Source organism: Saccharibacter floricola DSM 15669, from assembly GCF_000378165.1.
Lineage (GTDB): Bacteria > Pseudomonadota > Alphaproteobacteria > Acetobacterales > Acetobacteraceae > Saccharibacter > Saccharibacter floricola.
In genome coordinates this window covers 187,982-204,530 of sequence record NZ_KB899335.1, presented here as the reverse complement: position 1 = coordinate 204,530, position 16,549 = coordinate 187,982, and the positions used below count along the sequence as shown (strand labels likewise).

15 protein-coding genes and 1 tRNA gene are annotated in these 16,549 nt (G+C 52.6%); 11 read left to right on the top strand and 5 right to left on the bottom strand.

The window, feature by feature from the left end:
• The first annotated feature begins 41 nt into the window (after positions 1 to 41).
• The gene (gene rho / locus F457_RS0104260; protein WP_018979897.1) at positions 42 to 1,343 is read left to right on the top strand and encodes a transcription termination factor Rho; all 1,302 of its coding nucleotides are present in this window, start codon (positions 42 to 44) and stop codon (positions 1,341 to 1,343) included.
• A 47-nt stretch (positions 1,344 to 1,390) separates the two neighbouring features.
• Here rho and F457_RS0104255 read toward each other — a convergent pair whose 3' ends face one another.
• Positions 1,391 to 1,837 carry a methylated-DNA--[protein]-cysteine S-methyltransferase gene (locus tag F457_RS0104255; RefSeq protein WP_018979896.1) on the bottom strand — a complete coding sequence of 149 codons (447 nt, stop codon included), beginning with the start codon at positions 1,835 to 1,837 and terminating at the stop codon, positions 1,391 to 1,393.
• Between the two features lie 88 nt (positions 1,838 to 1,925).
• Between F457_RS0104255 and mnmE the strand changes: the two genes are divergently transcribed.
• From mnmE to F457_RS14075, 8 genes are all read left to right on the top strand, one after another.
• Entirely contained in the window at positions 1,926 to 3,209 is a 1,284-nt protein-coding gene (mnmE, locus tag F457_RS0104250) for a tRNA uridine-5-carboxymethylaminomethyl(34) synthesis GTPase MnmE (protein WP_040920811.1), read from the top strand.
• A gap of 6 nt (positions 3,210 to 3,215) precedes the next feature.
• Positions 3,216 to 5,075 carry a tRNA uridine-5-carboxymethylaminomethyl(34) synthesis enzyme MnmG gene (mnmG, locus tag F457_RS0104245; RefSeq protein ID WP_018979894.1) on the top strand — a complete coding sequence of 620 codons (1,860 nt, stop codon included), beginning with the start codon at positions 3,216 to 3,218 and terminating at the stop codon, positions 5,073 to 5,075.
• On the top strand, positions 5,072 to 5,650 hold the full coding sequence (gene rsmG, locus F457_RS0104240) for a 16S rRNA (guanine(527)-N(7))-methyltransferase RsmG (protein WP_018979893.1): 579 nt from the start codon (positions 5,072 to 5,074) through the stop codon (positions 5,648 to 5,650). Before mnmG ends, rsmG begins: the two co-directional genes overlap by 4 nt.
• The gene (locus F457_RS0104235; protein WP_018979892.1) at positions 5,643 to 6,431 is read left to right on the top strand and encodes a ParA family protein; all 789 of its coding nucleotides are present in this window, start codon (positions 5,643 to 5,645) and stop codon (positions 6,429 to 6,431) included. Before rsmG ends, F457_RS0104235 begins: the two co-directional genes overlap by 8 nt.
• A gap of 4 nt (positions 6,432 to 6,435) precedes the next feature.
• Positions 6,436 to 7,332 carry a ParB/RepB/Spo0J family partition protein gene (locus F457_RS0104230; RefSeq protein ID WP_018979891.1) on the top strand — a complete coding sequence of 299 codons (897 nt, stop codon included), beginning with the start codon at positions 6,436 to 6,438 and terminating at the stop codon, positions 7,330 to 7,332.
• A gap of 60 nt (positions 7,333 to 7,392) precedes the next feature.
• Positions 7,393 to 7,468, top strand: a tRNA-Lys gene (locus tag F457_RS0104225).
• Positions 7,469 to 7,532: 64 nt separating this feature from the next.
• Positions 7,533 to 7,877, top strand: coding sequence for a DUF3147 family protein (locus tag F457_RS0104220; protein WP_018979890.1), 345 nt, complete (start codon positions 7,533 to 7,535; stop codon positions 7,875 to 7,877).
• Between the two features lie 70 nt (positions 7,878 to 7,947).
• The gene (locus F457_RS14075; protein WP_018979889.1) at positions 7,948 to 9,360 is read left to right on the top strand and encodes a nucleoside/nucleotide kinase family protein; all 1,413 of its coding nucleotides are present in this window, start codon (positions 7,948 to 7,950) and stop codon (positions 9,358 to 9,360) included.
• On the opposite strand, the gene F457_RS12145 is transcribed toward F457_RS14075, so the two are convergent.
• Genes F457_RS12145 through F457_RS0104190 form a run of 4 tightly spaced genes read right to left on the bottom strand, consistent with a single transcriptional unit; the run spans position 9,357 to position 14,269 of the window.
• Positions 9,357 to 10,232, bottom strand: coding sequence for a hypothetical protein (locus F457_RS12145; RefSeq protein ID WP_018979888.1), 876 nt, complete (start codon positions 10,230 to 10,232; stop codon positions 9,357 to 9,359). The genes F457_RS14075 and F457_RS12145 overlap by 4 nt on opposite strands.
• Positions 10,233 to 10,245: 13 nt before the next feature.
• Positions 10,246 to 11,583 carry a lipopolysaccharide biosynthesis protein gene (locus F457_RS0104200; RefSeq protein ID WP_018979887.1) on the bottom strand — a complete coding sequence of 446 codons (1,338 nt, stop codon included), beginning with the start codon at positions 11,581 to 11,583 and terminating at the stop codon, positions 10,246 to 10,248.
• The gene (locus tag F457_RS0104195; RefSeq protein ID WP_018979886.1) at positions 11,580 to 12,281 is read right to left on the bottom strand and encodes a histidine phosphatase family protein; all 702 of its coding nucleotides are present in this window, start codon (positions 12,279 to 12,281) and stop codon (positions 11,580 to 11,582) included. Before F457_RS0104195 ends, F457_RS0104200 begins: the two co-directional genes overlap by 4 nt.
• 14 nt (positions 12,282 to 12,295) lie before the next feature.
• On the bottom strand, positions 12,296 to 14,269 hold the full coding sequence (locus tag F457_RS0104190; RefSeq protein ID WP_245539108.1) for a hypothetical protein: 1,974 nt from the start codon (positions 14,267 to 14,269) through the stop codon (positions 12,296 to 12,298).
• A gap of 288 nt (positions 14,270 to 14,557) precedes the next feature.
• Between F457_RS0104190 and rfbB the strand changes: the two genes are divergently transcribed.
• Positions 14,558 to 15,613: a dTDP-glucose 4,6-dehydratase gene (gene rfbB, locus F457_RS0104185; RefSeq protein WP_018979884.1), complete on the top strand. Its 1,056-nt coding sequence runs from the start codon at positions 14,558 to 14,560 to the stop codon at positions 15,611 to 15,613.
• On the top strand, positions 15,610 to 16,539 hold the full coding sequence (rfbA, locus tag F457_RS0104180) for a glucose-1-phosphate thymidylyltransferase RfbA (RefSeq protein ID WP_018979883.1): 930 nt from the start codon (positions 15,610 to 15,612) through the stop codon (positions 16,537 to 16,539). Before rfbB ends, rfbA begins: the two co-directional genes overlap by 4 nt.
• Positions 16,540 to 16,549 lie beyond the last annotated feature (10 nt).

Here is a 16,549-nt window from a genome sequence, read left to right as displayed (position 1 = left end):
GATATTGTCCCTCTAAGGGGCACATCAAGGCGCATATTTTCATGCATCTCGCCGAATTGAAGAAGAAAACTCCTGCTGATCTGCTCGATTATGCTGAAGAGCTGGATATTGAGAATGCTTCGTCCATGCGTAAGCAGGACATCATGTTTGCCATTCTCAAAACCTTGGCTGAGCGTGACCAGATTGTGTATGGGGAAGGTACTCTCGAAATCCTTCCTGATGGATTTGGTTTTCTCCGTAGCCCAGAGGCTAACTTCCTCCCTGGGCCAGATGATATTTATATTTCACCCAACCAAGTCCGCCGTTTTGGCCTTCGTCCAGGGGATACGGTTGAAGGGGAAATCCGCGCTCCGCGTGACGGAGAGCGCTACTTTTCTCTGCTAAAAGTCAATACGATCAATTTTGAAGCGCCGGAAACTGTCCGATCACGCATTAATTTTGACAACTTAACGCCTTTGTTCCCAGAACGTCGTTTGCGGATGGAAACGGAACCAAAGGAAGACGAGAAAACACCGAAGACGGCCAAGAGCAAAGGCCGCCGTGACCAGCGCGATCATACCTCGCGTGTTATTGATCTGGTTGCCCCTATCGGGATGGGCCAGCGTGCCTTGATCGTCGCTCCTCCACGTACGGGTAAAACCGTGATGTTGCAGAGCATTGCGGCATCTATTACCGCGAACCATCCTGACGTTTTCCTGATCGTTCTTCTCATTGATGAACGTCCTGAAGAAGTGACCGACATGGCGCGCTCTGTGCGCGGTGAAGTCGTGGCTTCTACGTTTGATGAGCCTGCGAACCGTCATGTTCAGGTGACGGAAATGGTGTTGGAAAAAGCCAAACGTCTCGTTGAACATAAACGTGATGTGGTCATTTTGCTTGATTCCATCACTCGTTTAGCGCGTGCCTACAATACGGTTGTTCCGTCTTCTGGTAAGGTGTTGACCGGTGGTGTTGATGCCAATGCGCTGCAACGTCCAAAGCGTTTCTTCGGTGCGGCGCGTAACATTGAAGAAGGTGGCTCGCTCACGATTATCGCGACAGCGTTGATTGATACGGGCTCACGTATGGATGAAGTGATCTTTGAAGAGTTCAAAGGCACGGGTAACTCTGAGCTCATCCTTGATCGTAAGCTTTCCGATAAACGCACCTTCCCTGCGATTGACATCACGAAGTCTGGCACGCGGAAAGAAGAATTGTTGGTGGATCGTGCTGCCTTGTCGAAAATGTGGGTGCTCCGCCGCATCTTGGCCCCGATGGGCACGATGGATGCGATGGACTTCCTCCTCGACAAGCTTCGCTATAGTAAGTCTAACCAAGACTTCTTTGATGCGATGAATAACTAATCATGAAGGGGCCTTAGGGCCCCTTTTTGGTAGGAACCCTATGTGTATTAAAAGCCGTTTTCAAGGTCGAGTAAACGGACTTTGTCTTCAGCACCGCCAAAGGCGGAATACGCACCAGACCCCCGTGCGCTGACCACCCGGTGACACGGAATAAGAAGTGGGATCATATTAGCGCCAAGGGCCGTCCCGACGGATTGGGCACTTCCACCGATAGCGTGTGCGATGTCGCCGTAACGTCGTGTTTGGCCAAAAGGAATGTGACGCACCTCTTCCCAGACGCGTTTCTGATAATTCGTTCCATATGGGCGTACTGGGAGGGATGAGAGATCAACGGTGACTGCGTCGAAATAATCCTGCAACAAGGTACGTGCTCTGACCAAAAGCGGGGTTTCGGTTTGGTCACGGCCCCACCCTTCATCCAGAGAGACAATGTGGCCATCGTCTTCACTGAGAGTGATGGTGCCAAGAGGGATGTGAAAAGAAAGCTGAGCCATAGCGTTAAGCTGCCTTTTTGAGCTGAGAACGTCAATAAAGCTGATTTTCCTTCAAGAGTGCTGTATGGAAGCACCCATGACTGCCTCCATGTCTTCACAGACCCCCACTATTTTTGCACTCGCGACCGGGCTTGGCCGTGCGGCGATTGCCGTGATGCGGCTCAGTGGGCCTCAAAGTGCGTTCATTCTTGAGAGCCTTGCAGGCTCGTTACCTGCTCCACGTTACGCAAGTTTACGCTCTTTGCGTCATGATGGAGAGGTGTTGGATCAGGCTTTGATCCTGTGGCTTCCAGGCCCGCGTTCCTATACGGGAGAAGATAGCGCTGAGCTGCATCTTCATGCCGGCCCCGCGATTATTGAATCGGTCGCACAGGCCCTCGTTTCTCTTGGAGCACGGCCTGCCGAGCCGGGTGAGTTTACGCGCCGCGCTGTTCAAGCAGGGCGGCTGGATTTGCTTCAGGCGGAAGCGATTGCCGACCTTGTCGATGCGGAAACACAGGCCCAGCGGAAGCAAGCGCTTGCCCAAGCTGATGGTGTGTTAAGCACGTTGTATCAGGGATGGAGCCAGCGTTTGCGGCAGGTACTTGCGCAGCAAGAGGCCTTGATTGACTTTCCCGACGAGGAGCTGCCAGCTGAGGTGGAAGAAGCGCTGCTTGGAGAGTGCCGGGCTTTAGGCCACGAGATGAGCGAGCATTTAAAGGATGAACGTGGAGAAATCACGCGTGAAGGCCTGACGGTTGTCATCGCAGGGGCGCCTAATGTTGGGAAGTCGAGCTTGTTGAATGCGCTGTGTGGGCATGATGCGGCGATCGTTACGCAAAAAGCCGGGACGACGCGTGATGCGATCAGTGTGGATTGGATGCTGGATGGTATTAAGCTGCGTTTGATTGATACCGCCGGGCTGCGCGAGACGGATGATGAGATTGAGGCGGAAGGGATCCGTCGTGCTATGCGCCATGTAGAAAAGGCGGATCGGGTACTGCATCTTGTTGGCCCCGGTGATGACGCTGAGACCTTGGCTCCTGATGCGATCCGTGTCCGCACAAAGATTGACCTTGTGCCGGCGTTAGAGGGAGAGATTGGCATCCATACGCAAAGCCCAGAGGGGATTGCTCCGCTGCGGGCGATCCTCAGTGATGTGGTGAAGACGTTGATGAACCAACGTGCGGCTCCTCCCCTAACGCGGGCCCGTCATCGTGCTGGGCTGGAGGAAGCGCGGGATCATTTAGAGCGTGCGATGAGCGCACCATGGCCGGAGATTCGTGGTGAAGAGCTGCGCTTGGCGATGCGCGCTTTGGGGCGTTTAACCGGGCATGTGGATGTTGAAGCCTTGCTCGACACGATTTTTGGCCAGTTTTGTATCGGGAAATAAGAGATCATGACCCCAGATTATGATGTGATCGTCATCGGTGGTGGCCATGCGGGCACCGAGGCCGCGGCGGCGTCCGCTCGTACGGGAGCAGCGACGTTATTGCTGACACAGAACCCCGACACAATCGGGGCGATGTCGTGCAATCCTGCCATTGGCGGGATCGGCAAAGGTCACCTTGTGCGTGAAATTGATGCCCTTGATGGGATTATGGGGAAAGCGGCCGATCGGGCTGGTATTCATTTCAAACTACTTAATCGCTCCAAAGGGCCTGCTGTTCATGGCCCGCGTGCGCAAGCAGATCGCTTTCTTTACCGTGCGGCGGTGCAGGAGTTGTTGCGTGCGACACCTAACCTTGTGATTGAGGCAGGTGCTGTGGGTGATCTGATCGTTGACGATCAGCGCGTGAGCGGTGTGGTGTGTGAAGATGGCCGTCGCTATCATGCGGGCGCTGTGGTGATTACCAGTGGGACGTTCCTACGTGGGGTGATCCATACCGGTGATGTCAAAGAAGAAGCTGGGCGTATTGGGGAGGCCCCCGCTACGCAGCTTGGAGAGCGACTTGAGGCGCTCGGTCTTGCTATGGGGCGGTTGAAAACAGGCACCCCTCCTCGTCTTGCTCGCGATAGCATTGATTGGGAGAGCTTGCCTGCTGATGTGGGGGATGAGGAGCCAGAGGCTTTTAGTGCGCTCACGTCTGAGCTGCCTCATCGTCAGCTGACCTGTCGGATTACCCACACAACGGCAGAGACTCATCAGATCATTCGTGACAACCTTCATCTCTCCGCCATGTATGGGGGAGAAATTGTTGGGCGTGGGCCGCGCTATTGCCCGTCGATTGAAGATAAAATCATTCGTTTTGCAGGGCGTGATAGCCATCAGGTGTTTTTGGAGCCAGAGGGACTGCCTGAAAATCCCGGCGGTGACTTGGTGTATCCAAATGGAATCAGCACCTCCCTGCCCGCTTCCGTTCAAGAGAAAATGATTGCTAGCATGCCGGGGTTGGAAAACGCCCGGATCGTGACACCGGGCTATGCGGTTGAATATGACTATGTCGATCCACGCGAGCTACGTCCTTCTCTTGAACTGAGAAAATTGCCGGGGCTGTATCTGGCTGGGCAAATCAACGGCACGACAGGCTATGAAGAAGCCGGGGCGCAAGGCTTGCTGGCTGGCGTCAATGCGGCGCGTGCTGTGGCGGGCAAAGAACCGCTGACGTTAGGCCGCCATGAATCTTACTTGGGTGTGTTGGTCGATGATCTGACCTTGCACGGCATTAGCGAGCCGTACCGCATGTTTACCTCGCGGGCGGAATATCGCCTTCTTCTTCGAGCCGATAACGCGGACTTGCGTTTAACGCCTAAAGGCATTGAGGCGGGCTGTGTCAGTGATGAACGGCGCCATATGTTTGAGGAAACGGTGCGTCAGATTGATGAGGCGATTAAACGCGCATCAGACAAAATCTTCCTTCCCCAAGACCTGCAAAAACAGGGGATTGAGGTTTCTCAAGATGGACGGCGGCGGAGCTTGCTTGATGTCCTCGCGACCCAAGCGCAAGAAGAACAGGTGAAGGCCCTTGCCCCTTGGTATGGACAGCTGCCCGAACGTGTGCGTCGCCATGTTCAGACAGAAGCACGGTATGGCGGGTACCTCCGCCGGCAAGAGCGCGATATTGCCCAGCTTCAAAGTGAAACGGGGCTGCAACTTCCCGATGATCTGGACTACAGTGCGATTGGTGGGTTAAGCCGTGAAATGCAAGAGCGCCTTTCGGAAGCACGGCCGCCTAATTTTGCAGCGGCGCAGCGTGTGCGTGGCCTAACGCCGGCTGCGCTGGTTGCTCTGCTTGCGCATGTCAGGAGTCGATCATGACGGGTGTTTCACGTGAAACGCATGAGAAACTAGAGCGATTTGCCGCCCTGTTAGAGCAATGGAATAGCCGCATTAACCTCATTAGTCCCCGCGATATGGCCCATCTTTGGTCGCGCCATATTGAGGATAGTTTGCAGCTTACGGCGCATATTCCTGCTGGAGTACGCATAATTGACCTAGGGTCAGGGGGTGGCTTCCCTGGTCTTATCCTCGCGATTGCGACGGGAAATCCGGTCACACTTATTGAATCTGACCAGCGCAAATGCGCCTTTCTGCGTGAAGCAAGCCGACTGTGCGGGGTAAAGACAACGGTCATCGCAAAACGGATTGAGGCCGCTGAGGTAGAACCTGCGGATATTATTACCGCGCGTGCTCTAGCCCCGTTGTCGCGATTGCTTGGCTGGGCAGAACCTCTTTTGAAAAAAGAGGGGTTTTGTTTGTTTTTAAAAGGGCGAAAAGCCTCTGATGAGTTGACCGACGCTACCCGTGACTGGCACATGACAACAGAAAGCTTCCCCAGCCAGTCCAGTGAGGACGGCGTTCTTCTTAAAATTAGTGAACTTAAACGTGTCTAAAGAGCCTTCACACAACACTCGAATTATCGCCATTGCGAACCAAAAAGGCGGGGTGGGAAAAACCACAACCAGCCTTAACCTTGCGGCAGCTCTTGCTCAGCATCAGCGTGTTTTGTTGGTGGATCTTGACCCGCAAGGGAATGCGTCAACGGGGCTCGGTGTCGAGTATGACCAGCGAAGCCGGGGGAGCTATAGTGCCCTTGTGGGTGATGAAGAGCCTTCCACTCTTCCCCAACCCAGTGCGATTGAACAGCTTGACGTGATCCCTGCGAATGGAGACCTCGCTGGTGCTGAATTGGAAATTATGGATGGGGAGCGCCGCGAATATCGCCTGCACGATGCGTTGCAGCATGTGAAAGACCGGTATGATACGATCCTCATTGATTGCCCGCCGAGCTTAGGGCTGTTGACACTCAATGCCCTCATTATTGCTCAAAGTGTTTTGGTGCCACTGCAATGTGAGTTTTTTGCTCTTGAGGGGATTAGCCAGCTCGTGCGCACAATCGACCGGGTGCGGCATGCCTTTAATGCGGATCTCCATCTCGAGGGGATCGTGCTGACGATGTATGACCGGCGGAATAATCTGTCTTCTTTGGTTGCTGAAGATGCGCGTGGTTTCTTTGGTGAGCAAGTCTTCCAGACGCTGATTCCGCGTAATGTCCGTATTCCAGAAGCGCAAAGTCATGGGCAGTCGGTGCTAACCTATGCGCGACGTTCCTCAGGGGCTGAAGCCTATATGGCGCTAGCTGAAGAGCTGATAGCGCGTCAGAAGAAGGGATAAGGCCATGGCTAAGAAGGGACCCCCACAACGATTGGGCCGTGGATTGGCCGCTTTGCTGGGCGATCAAGCGCCTGTCTTGGCGCGCGCTGGCCATAAGACCTCGAAGGAGACGGTCACGTTCAACCAGCCGGGCACGCTTGCTGTTGATCTGTTAGCGCCGAGTCCTTTCCAGCCGCGTGTGCATATGGACTCTGATAAGCTTAATGAGCTTGCGGATTCCATTCGGTCACGCGGGGTCATCCAGCCTCTTCTTGTCAGGCCAAACCCCGATAAAGAAGGCCATTATCAAATCATCGCTGGGGAGCGTCGCTGGCGGGCCTCGCAGCGTGCGGGCCTGCATGAAGTCCCGGTGCATATTCGTATGCTTGATGATACGGACGCGATGGCTGCTGCAATGGTGGAAAACCTTCAGCGCTCTGACCTTAATCCGATTGAAGAAGCCGTAGGGTTGCAGCGTTTGCTGCAGGAGTATCATCTCACACAAGAAGAGTTAGCGGGCGCTGTTGGGAAGTCGCGTTCCCATATAACCAACACGATTAGGCTGCTTAACCTGCCTCAAAAATTGTTGCAGCATGTGCGTGATGGCTTGCTCAGTGCTGGGCATGCGCGTGCCCTCCTCGGCCATCCAGACCCTGTTGCGGCGATGGCGATTGTGTTGGACAAAGGGCTCAATGTTCGCCAAACAGAAGCGCTCGTGGCGCAGGCCAATCGCGCTGCTGAAGGGTCATCAACCTGTAAGGAGCGTGCTCCTGAGATTGCACGGTTGGAAGAAGATCTCTCTTTGAAGCTTGGGCTTAAAACACAGATTAATTTTAACGGCAAAAGCGGGTCACTTAAAATTAGTTATCGCTCGCTTGAGCAGCTTGAAGAACTTATGCGTGTTTTACAGGCAGAACGTTAAAAAAAGCTCTTGCGGTCTTTTGCAGAGGCTGCTAGAAAATCGCCAACGACTACCGGTTATGGGCACATAGCTCAGTTGGTAGAGCAGCTGACTCTTAATCAGCGGGTCCTAGGTTCGAGCCCTAGTGTGCCCACCATAACCGGGTCGTTCTTTTCCCTAAAAATCAGGATGCGGACTAAAACGACGCAGTAAGATAGACCATGTTTCTTGTTAAGGTGATACTTTCAGGTCTTCTGATTGCAGTTGTTTCAAGCGTTGCGCGACGTTACCCAGGGTTTGGTGCGCTTATTGCAGCCCTTCCCCTCATATCTGTTTTGGGGATGGTGTGGTTATGGCTCGAAAAGCCAGACCCGTCCCTGATGGCAAACCACACAGAGGCGACCTTTTGGTATGTCTTGCCGTCGCTACCGATGTTTTTGGTGATGCCGTTTTTATTACGGCATGGCATGGATTTTTGGCTCGTGCTAGTCATTGGCTGTAGCCTGACCTGTGTGTTGTATCTATTGGTCACATGGGTTGGTTCTCAATTTGGTTTGAAGCTGTAATTAAGCCCCTATCTCTTTAGGGAAAAAAGCCATATTATCGCGCCCTCCACTAGGTATGAGGCCCCGTCTTATGTGTGCAGACCTCCACCCCTTGACGCCTATTTTAGGACGTAAACAGCCCGTTATTGCTCTTATTGGCTGCGATGGGAGCGGAAAATCGACGGTCGGCTCTGTGTTGTTGGAGGAAATGTCCAAACAGCGCCCGACAGCTTTTTGTCATTTAGGCAAACAAGCGGGCAATTTGGAACGTGCCCTTGGCCCGGTTCCGTTGATTGGTTCGCTTGTTAGCAAAAAAGCGAAAAGTGAAAATAAGCGCATACAAACGGGGAAGAAAGCGACCTCTGTCGCTATTGTGGCAGGTTTTGTTCTTTCTATGCGACGTGTCGTGCGCTTTTCCAAAATGCGTTGGTGGCATTGGCGAGGCTACGCGATTTTAACGGATCGTTACCCCCAAAATAGCCTTCCCGGCCCGATGGATGGCCCGACAGTTGCTAATTTGAATTTTACCCAGCATTGGGCGGGGCTATTAAGTCGTTTTGAGCGTGTGTTTTATGCACGTATGGCTCGCTTTAAGCCTGACTTAGTGATCCGACTGCATGTAGATATTGAAACAGCATTGCAGCGTAAGCCGGATCATGTGCGTTTTAAGCTTGAGCGTAAAATTAGTGATCTGCCAAAGCTTAGTTTTAATGGGGCCCCTATTTTGGAGCTGGATTCAACACAGCCCTTGGAGACAGTGCTGACACACGCCAAAGAGGCTGTTGATCGTGTTTTAGCCCTTTATCCAGCACCGGCCTCTCAACGTGAAGGGGTTTTGGTCTCTCTTGTTGGGTGTGATGGGTCTGGAAAGTCCAGCATAAGCGCGGATCTTGTAAAATGTCTGGGGCGGATGCGACCAACAATGTATGGCTATTTGGGGCTTGGTTCAGGTGACCTTGGCCGTCGCATTGGCACGTGGCCCCTTATTGGGCCGTGGTTGGAAAGAAAGCTGACAAAAAAGGCAAAGAAGACACGGACAAAGGGAGAGAAAATTCCCGGTCTTGTAACGGCTTTGGTTGTCTTTGGGTTTTCTTTGTTGCGCTATAAGCGCTTCCTTCATGTTAAAAAGGCCGTTGACCAAGGTCATTTTGTGATAACAGACCGTTATCCACAAGCGGAAATCCCGGGGCAATGTGACGGGCCGGGCTTGTCAGCTGCGCAGACAAATAACCCCATCATTCGCCTGTTAGCGCGGATAGAACGGCGTCTTTACGAGAAAATTGCGGCTTACCGTCCTGATCTCGTGATTGTTTTAGATGTTGATGTGGATACAGCGCTGGGCCGTAAGCCAGATCATGACCGGGAAGCGCTTCAGACAAAAATTGAGCTTATGCCACAGCTTACTTTTGGAGGAGCAGATTGCGTTCATGTGGATGCGCGGCAGGCTTATTTGGCTGTGAAAGAGGATATTGCTGCGCAGCTACGCAAGAAGCGCCTGATTTAATCAGGCGTTAGCGCTTTAGAACGGGTGAGGAAAACCGTAATACGTTTGATAATTTCATGCGGAGCTTCAAAGCGGTCACGACGGTAATGCTGTGTGCCGTTGAGTTTCTTTTCGATGAGATCATCATGCATATCGCCCATCATACCGTTAATGGTCGCGAGATATTCTGACAGTTGGTTGAGGGATTCGCTTGGGCGAATGGTTCGTAGTGAATCATTATAAGCGACGCGGCGGCTGATAATTTTGCGCATGATATGGAATTCATGGCCTGTTGTTGCATCCAGCGTTTCCATGAGATGTGCGAGTTTAGTATTTTGCTTACGTTGGTAAGCGAGCACTCCTTCTGGGTTATCGAGGCGCAGGGTAAGGAGCGATAACTGGATAAACCAATAGAAGGCTGGGGTTAAGGCGACCCACAGGAAGCAGCCATTGATGAACGTGCTGAGGCGTTGGTTGTTTTTAAAAGCGTCCTGCATATTGCCCATAATAATAGTGACGATATGCAAAATGAGTGGGTAACGATGTGCTTTACTGAGGTTCGCACAGGCAAAGCGCATATGTTTGAATTTTGCCCGTGCGTATTTAAAGGCTCGTTGTTCATCAACAGAGGCGTGGCCTGTGCGCGCAATGCGTTTTGTGAGCGCTCGAAATTGCGGACGATGAACGCCAAACTCGAGCAGTTGCCAGCAGAGACGATAATTCTCCATAATTTCTTCAGAAGTTGAGCGAGGCAAGACATCTGAAGGAAGGGGCGTGTTGGGATAGGGAACGTCGTCAAGCAGAACATAGTTAAAGACAGTCTCAAGGGATTCTTGAGAACAGCGGGGGGTCTTTAAGCGTTTAAGGCGGGTTGGGAGGGAAAAAGGAAACATACTCTATAACCCCTTAAAGAGCTTCTTCTCGTTCATGAGGAGGGATAATATGGCGGCGTCGAATGAAGGTGGCCATCGTGAGGAGGAAGGTCAGGAAGGTCAGCCATACCATGCCGAGGGCATAGGCAAGTCCGGCCCCGTTAAGGCCGTAATGATGGCTCATAAAGATTAGGAACGGAATATAGCAGGTTACGCTAATAAGCTGCACGACCATGATATATTTCGCTCGCCCTGCCGTATAGAGCACCCCTTCCATCGACAAGCCCGCCATAAAGAAAATGAGCGCTGGAGACATCCAGACCATCAGAGGGGCGGCGCTTGCGTAGCGATGGCCAAAAAGACTGATCACAGGAGCGCCGCCGATATAGACGAGAGCCGTTGCGGCAACCCCAACGAGAGCGGAGAGAAGAGATGTGCGTAGAGCCAGTTTCCATGGCCGTATGGTGCGAGGGTCGAGGCGGACAACCTCCGGATAATAGCTTTTTTCAAGAAGTTTTGCTGGGCGTTGTACAGCATCAAGAAAAGTTAATGCCAGCGTATACATACCAGAAGAGGACGTTCCTAAAAGGCGACCAATGATGAGGTTACTGACAGGTTCCCAGGTTGTTTCGAGCAAGGTGGTAAGGCTGGCTGTCCAGACAAACCCCCACATGCCTTGTGGCATGTGCCGAGCAGCTTCAAAGAGGCTTGGTTTGAGAGCATCAAGCATCTTTCGGCGCCGGAGTTCGCTCCAGGCGCCAGCCCACATATAAAGCTGTCCTGCCAGGATGCCAGCATACCAAGCGAGAACAAAACCAGCTAATCCACCATGGAAAATCCACACAAAAACACAGATGATGGATCGGACAAAAGGGGTTGAGACCTGTTGGCGTGCGACGATATCGATACGGTCGAAAAGACGTAAGATCCCGTAAACACTAGAGGCGCCTATACCAGGGATGAGTGTGCAATAAAGCACGACAAGATGTTTATAACGGGCATGGATGCCAAGCTGATGACCAAAGAGAACAACGGCAATGATCCCGCCAATCATCCCAACGAGCCCAGCGCTGACATCGAGGCCGACGGCGAGGCGAATGGCATTTTTAACGCGGTTCTTTTCCCCTTTCTGCCACGGTACTGATCCGTAATGCAGAACAACCTGCCACGATTGGAATTGCACAATGGCAGAGACGGACTCGATATAGGCCCCAATCATGGTGAGGGCCCCAAAGTCATGAGCGCTCATACCGCGGCTGGCACAGGTGAGTGCGAGTAAGCCGAGCAAGGCCCCGATGAGTTTCCCTGATCCAAGCTTCCCCGTATTTTTCAGAATGGACGCAAAAAGATCATCATGGAACCATTTTTTCATAGAGTATTTTCCCCGAAATCGGGAAGAGTATTAACGCTGATCACGCGCCAATAGCCGGCAATATGCTCAATGATGGATAAAGAAAGATTTTGAACGGTCAAATGTAAGGCCATATCGGGTGAACATTGTAAAGCATGGGCGAGAGCCATACGAATGGCTCCGCCATGACTGAGCACAACCATGTCATGTCCTGTATGGGCGTGCGCTAGGCGCTCTAAACATGAACCAATGCGCTGTTTAACCTGATCCATGCTCTCTCCTCCTGGAGGTGTTTCATCTGCCGAAAGAGACCAGAAAGGGTGCGAGGGTTTGCTGAGGAGTGTTGGGAAGGTTGCGTGAGGCTCCCCACTCCATTGCCCCATGGATTGCTCGGTAAAGTCCGCTTCTGTCGCGATTGGCGTGGAGAAACGGCCTGCTTTTTGAATCGTTAGGCCTGTTTGATAGGCACGTTGGAGAGGCGAACTAAACCATAAGGCGTCATGTGGAAGACGACGCGCAAGAGACGCGTAGGCTGGTTGATGGTCTTGTAAAGCGTGGGGGCAGAGCGGGACATCCAATGTGCCATACATTGTGCGCCGTGCATCTTCCTCAACCACGCCATGACGAACAAGCCAAAAGCGTGTTGTTCCCGAAGGGAGGGTAGGCCCATCAATAAAATGGGCTTGCGGGTCTAAAGTTGGGCGGGTGTTCTGTGTCAAACGTGATGCCTTCATCATGGCTGTGATAGAGGCGCATAGCGAGGAATGGGGTCAGCTTCAAGAAGAGTAGTCCAATGACGGAGAATAAGCTGCAATTTTTTCAACACACGCTGAACATCGCGGCATTCACGCGCCATGCGTTGTGTGCTGTTGAGATGGTTATGAGAGGGCTCGCCTGACACAAGACGTGCACCGGCACAGAAGCGCAAAGCCCCCGCTGGGCCCTTAAGAGATGTATGGGCGACCGGGACAGGTTGGCCTAAGACGCAAAACAGGGAGGGTTCCTCATTTTGTTCGGAGATCCACGGACTGAGGTCGGCATTGAGCCAGCGGTGGAGGCGGCGTGCGTCTTCGAGGGACAGCGGGCGATTGGGTGTTGTCGGGTCACTAACGAGGAATGATAGAATGGTTGGGATGCCATCCCATAGAGGGTCATTGCCGAGGGATGGTGGGGGGATCAACTCTACCTGCGGTATATGGTCTAAGGCTTGTTTGACATAATCCATAAAATGCTCAAGCCGCGCACGGATGGTTTCATTGGAATGGGCGAAGAGCGCGTCCATTTCCGCTAAAGCAGCTTCCCACCGGAAAGCGAGGCCAAGATTATACCCTTCGTTGAGGGCGCTGTTATCAGCATGATCGGGCCATTCTGAACGATGGCTGTAATGGCGCAGCCCGGTGGGAAGCGATGTATGGCGCAGCTGGTCAACAAGGAAGTTGGGCACAAGGAGCGCCCCGCAGAATGGGGGGCCGGTAAAGAACTTGGAGCCGGTCAGCATCACCATCATGCCGCGTTGAACCCATTGCGTCATGCGGCTAGGGCTGACACGGGCCTGACACGCATCAACGACGACGGTGATATGCTCGCCGAGCTGTTCCATGAGTTCGTCGACAATATGAATGGAGGGGGCGACCATGCCCGTTTTCGATTGATCTAAGCGATGAAGAAGAACATGTCGTCCCTTCTCTGCTTCTTGGAGAGCAATTTGGCGGCATTCTTGGTCAATCTCTTCACGTGTGCGGCTTTTCCCGTCTTCAGTGCGGATAGCAATGGGAATAAGTGTGATCTCTTGAGGAAAACCGTTAATCGGTTCTCCCTTATGCACATGGTCTGTACAGGCGCTGTCGGAGGCAAAATGTCGCCCTTGTGCGGCGAGTGGCACGCCACTGCCTGTTTCATCTGGGGCAATGAGCAAGGTGCTTATGGGGCGCGAGGTGCGTATTGCGACCAAGCTCAGGGCGGCGAGCTCGCAATCCGTTCCAGAGGCGTTGACAATAACTTGGTTAACAGGGAGGCCGATATGGCGGCCAATGCGTTCTCTGACGGATACAAGGCAGTGATGTTGGACATCGTGAGCGTTATGATTGGACAGAAGCGCTATCATCATGGCCCGGCGTGCTTTTTCGGCACCGCCAAAGCCTCTTTCAGATAAGGAGGAAGCGGTTGATGAGCCAAAAGAGACCGCCCAAGGGCGAGGGCGATGCGAGCATGCGTAACGGTTAAGCCCTGTTTTTGTATCGACGGCGAGGCGGGAATCCCCTCCTCCACCCATCAATGTTTCTGTTGGCGCGAGAAGAGACCAGAGAGCCATAACAGTCTGAACAGCGTCGTGGCGTTCAGTCGCGCTGGGCAGTGCCTTATCAGGAAGAAAGGCGCAGAGATCGGCGATCCGATGTAAAAGAGCGTCTTTATCAGGATGAGCTGAAGCAAAAGGAGAGAGAAAGAGCGGAAGTGGACAAGCGTCAGCAACATCAAGCAAATGGAACTGTGCGGCAATGCGTGCGCTGGCGAAGCTGGCGAGCATCGGGGGAATGCCAGCCTCAATGAGATAAAAAAGCTCAATCCCGTAGCGGATCAAGGTTGGAGACAATGTGTCAAAGCGTGGACTAGACCCGCCAAGATGCAGGATGGCACCATGGTCTGTGTGGCGTAAGGAAAGGGCCATTTTTAAGTGGGGGTCACAGTCAATCTGAAGGCCTTCTGACATGACGAGAAGATCCGGTCTTTGAAGAACCTTTCTCAGCCTGGCTTCCAGATCGTCCCGCTGCATGTTCTGTCCTTTCCATCAATACTGGAGGCCCTTTTACCACTATCTCTCCAATCTCAAAGGGTGTTCTGGTGTGTGGTTCAATCTGTATAAGGTATGGGCCGCTTGAATTCGTTATCAGAGCTGCTTTTCTTATAGAGGGCATGGCGTTAATATAATGCCATACGAACACAGTATTGATGATAGCAACCAGTAAGGGGGAAAACCCCTGCAAGGCGGGGGATAGGTATGCGAATTCTATTGACGGGTGGGTGTGGTTTTATTGGATCGGCCGTAGTGCGTTATCTGATTGAGCATACGGCTCACCATGTTCTCAATGTTGACTGTATGACTTATGCAGCGTCGGCTGAAAACCTGTCTGATATTGCGTCTAACGCACGTTATACGCACGCATTGATCGACATTAGGAATGGCGGTGCTCTTCGGCAGGTATTTGATGAATATCAGCCTGAGGCGGTGATGCATTTGGCGGCGGAAAGCCATGTTGACCGCTCTATTGATGGGCCGGATGCATTTGTGCAGACAAATGTGATGGGCACTTATACGCTTTTAGAAGCAGCGCGTGGCTACTGGCATGCCCTCTCTGTGGAGAAGAAAGAGGCGTTTCGTTTCCTTCATATTTCGACTGATGAGGTCTTTGGGCATCTCAGCAAAGAAGACCCTCCCTTTACTGAAGCAACGCCTTATGATCCACGGAGCCCCTATTCTGCGACAAAGGCAGCATCAGATCATCTTGTGAGGGCGTGGCATAGCACCTACGGTATGCCAACTTTTGTGACGAATACGACCAATAATTATGGCCCGCGACATTTCCCGGAAAAGCTTGTCCCTCTTATGATCATCAAAGCGCTTAAGAGGGAGCGCTTGCCCGTTTATGGTCAGGGACAAAATATCCGGGATTGGTTGTATGTGGAAGATCATGCTGAGGCGCTCGTCCGTGCGGTGGAGCGTGGTGTTCCCGGCCAGACATACGCGATTGGTGCACGTCAACCTCACACAAATCTAGACGTGGTGCGTAAAATTTGTGCTATTGTTGACGAGTTGCGGCCTGACCACTTAGAGCCGCGTGAGCGTTTGATAGATTTTGTCTCGGATCGTCCTGGTCATGATTTCCGCTATGAGATCGACCCCTCTCATGCAGAGCGGAGCCTGGATTGGACGGCAACGCATTCACTTGACGCTGGGCTGAGGAAAACGGTTCAGTGGTATATTGATCATCAGTCTTGGTGGCAGATGATTATGGATCAGCGCTATAATGGCCAACGCTTGGGAAAGGGATCATGACAGAACTTGCTCCGCATGCAGCCCCGCATACAAAGGGTATTCTTCTCTCAGGCGGGTCTGGGACACGTCTTTATCCCATGACGCAGGCTGCCTCTAAGCAGCTCTTGCCTGTCTATGACAAACCGATGATCTTTTACCCGTTATCTACGCTGATCTTGGCGGGAATTCGGGAAATTATGATTATCACGACGCCGACGGATATGCCCCAATTTCAGCGGCTTCTAGGGGATGGGTCGGCTTTTGGTGTTGAGTTTACCTACCGGGTTCAGCAATGCCCGGAAGGGATTGCGCAGGCTTTTCTTATTGCTGAGGATTGGCTCAAGGGCTCCCATTGTGCATTAGCCTTGGGTGATAACCTGATTTTTGCCGACCGGTTGGAGTTCATGTTGCTTAATGCGACACGGCGTCAGCGTGGCGCTACGGTCTTCTCTTATCAAGTGCGTGACCCCGAACGGTATGGTGTGGTGACATTTGATGAGCAGGGTAAAGCGCTTGATATTGTTGAGAAACCTGAGGAGCCGGAGTCAAACTGGGCAGTAACAGGGCTCTATTTCTACGATGATCGCGTGTGTGAGATGGCCCATAAAGTGACACCAAGCCCACGTGGTGAGCTTGAAATTACCGACCTAAACCGTATGTACCTTGCAGAGGGTACGTTGCATGTGGACCATCTGGATCGCGGCTGTGCGTGGCTTGATGCGGGAACGCCGGATAGCTTGATGCAAGCTGGAACATTTGTGCAGGCTATTCAATCGCGGCAAGGCTTATTGGTGGGATCACCGACGGAGGCTGCTTTCCGTATGGGCTTTCTCTCGGCAGAGAAGCTGCGTGAGCGTGGGCAAAGCATGGCTAAAACAGAACTTGGGCGGATGTTGCTGAATGTCGCTGAGGGGAATAAACGGCCCCTAAAACGTAAAAAATCATAATCAGGAGCCA

What these genes read in the sequence shown, in the direction of transcription:
- rho (WP_018979897.1), top strand. Translation starts at nt 42, where the DNA reads ATGCATCTCGCCGAATTGAAGAAGAAAACTCCTGCTGATCTGCTCGAT.
- F457_RS0104255 (WP_018979896.1), bottom strand. Translation starts at nt 1,837, where the DNA reads ATGGCTCAGCTTTCTTTTCACATCCCTCTTGGCACCATCACTCTCAGT.
- mnmE (WP_040920811.1), top strand. Translation starts at nt 1,926, where the DNA reads ATGTCTTCACAGACCCCCACTATTTTTGCACTCGCGACCGGGCTTGGC.
- mnmG (WP_018979894.1), top strand. Translation starts at nt 3,216, where the DNA reads ATGACCCCAGATTATGATGTGATCGTCATCGGTGGTGGCCATGCGGGC.
- rsmG (WP_018979893.1), top strand. Translation starts at nt 5,072, where the DNA reads ATGACGGGTGTTTCACGTGAAACGCATGAGAAACTAGAGCGATTTGCC.
- F457_RS0104230 (WP_018979891.1), top strand. Translation starts at nt 6,436, where the DNA reads ATGGCTAAGAAGGGACCCCCACAACGATTGGGCCGTGGATTGGCCGCT.
- F457_RS0104220 (WP_018979890.1), top strand. Translation starts at nt 7,533, where the DNA reads ATGTTTCTTGTTAAGGTGATACTTTCAGGTCTTCTGATTGCAGTTGTT.
- F457_RS14075 (WP_018979889.1), top strand. Translation starts at nt 7,948, where the DNA reads ATGTGTGCAGACCTCCACCCCTTGACGCCTATTTTAGGACGTAAACAG.
- F457_RS12145 (WP_018979888.1), bottom strand. Translation starts at nt 10,232, where the DNA reads ATGTTTCCTTTTTCCCTCCCAACCCGCCTTAAACGCTTAAAGACCCCC.
- F457_RS0104200 (WP_018979887.1), bottom strand. Translation starts at nt 11,583, where the DNA reads ATGAAAAAATGGTTCCATGATGATCTTTTTGCGTCCATTCTGAAAAAT.
- F457_RS0104190 (WP_245539108.1), bottom strand. Translation starts at nt 14,269, where the DNA reads ATGTCAGAAGGCCTTCAGATTGACTGTGACCCCCACTTAAAAATGGCC.
- rfbB (WP_018979884.1), top strand. Translation starts at nt 14,558, where the DNA reads ATGCGAATTCTATTGACGGGTGGGTGTGGTTTTATTGGATCGGCCGTA.
- rfbA (WP_018979883.1), top strand. Translation starts at nt 15,610, where the DNA reads ATGACAGAACTTGCTCCGCATGCAGCCCCGCATACAAAGGGTATTCTT.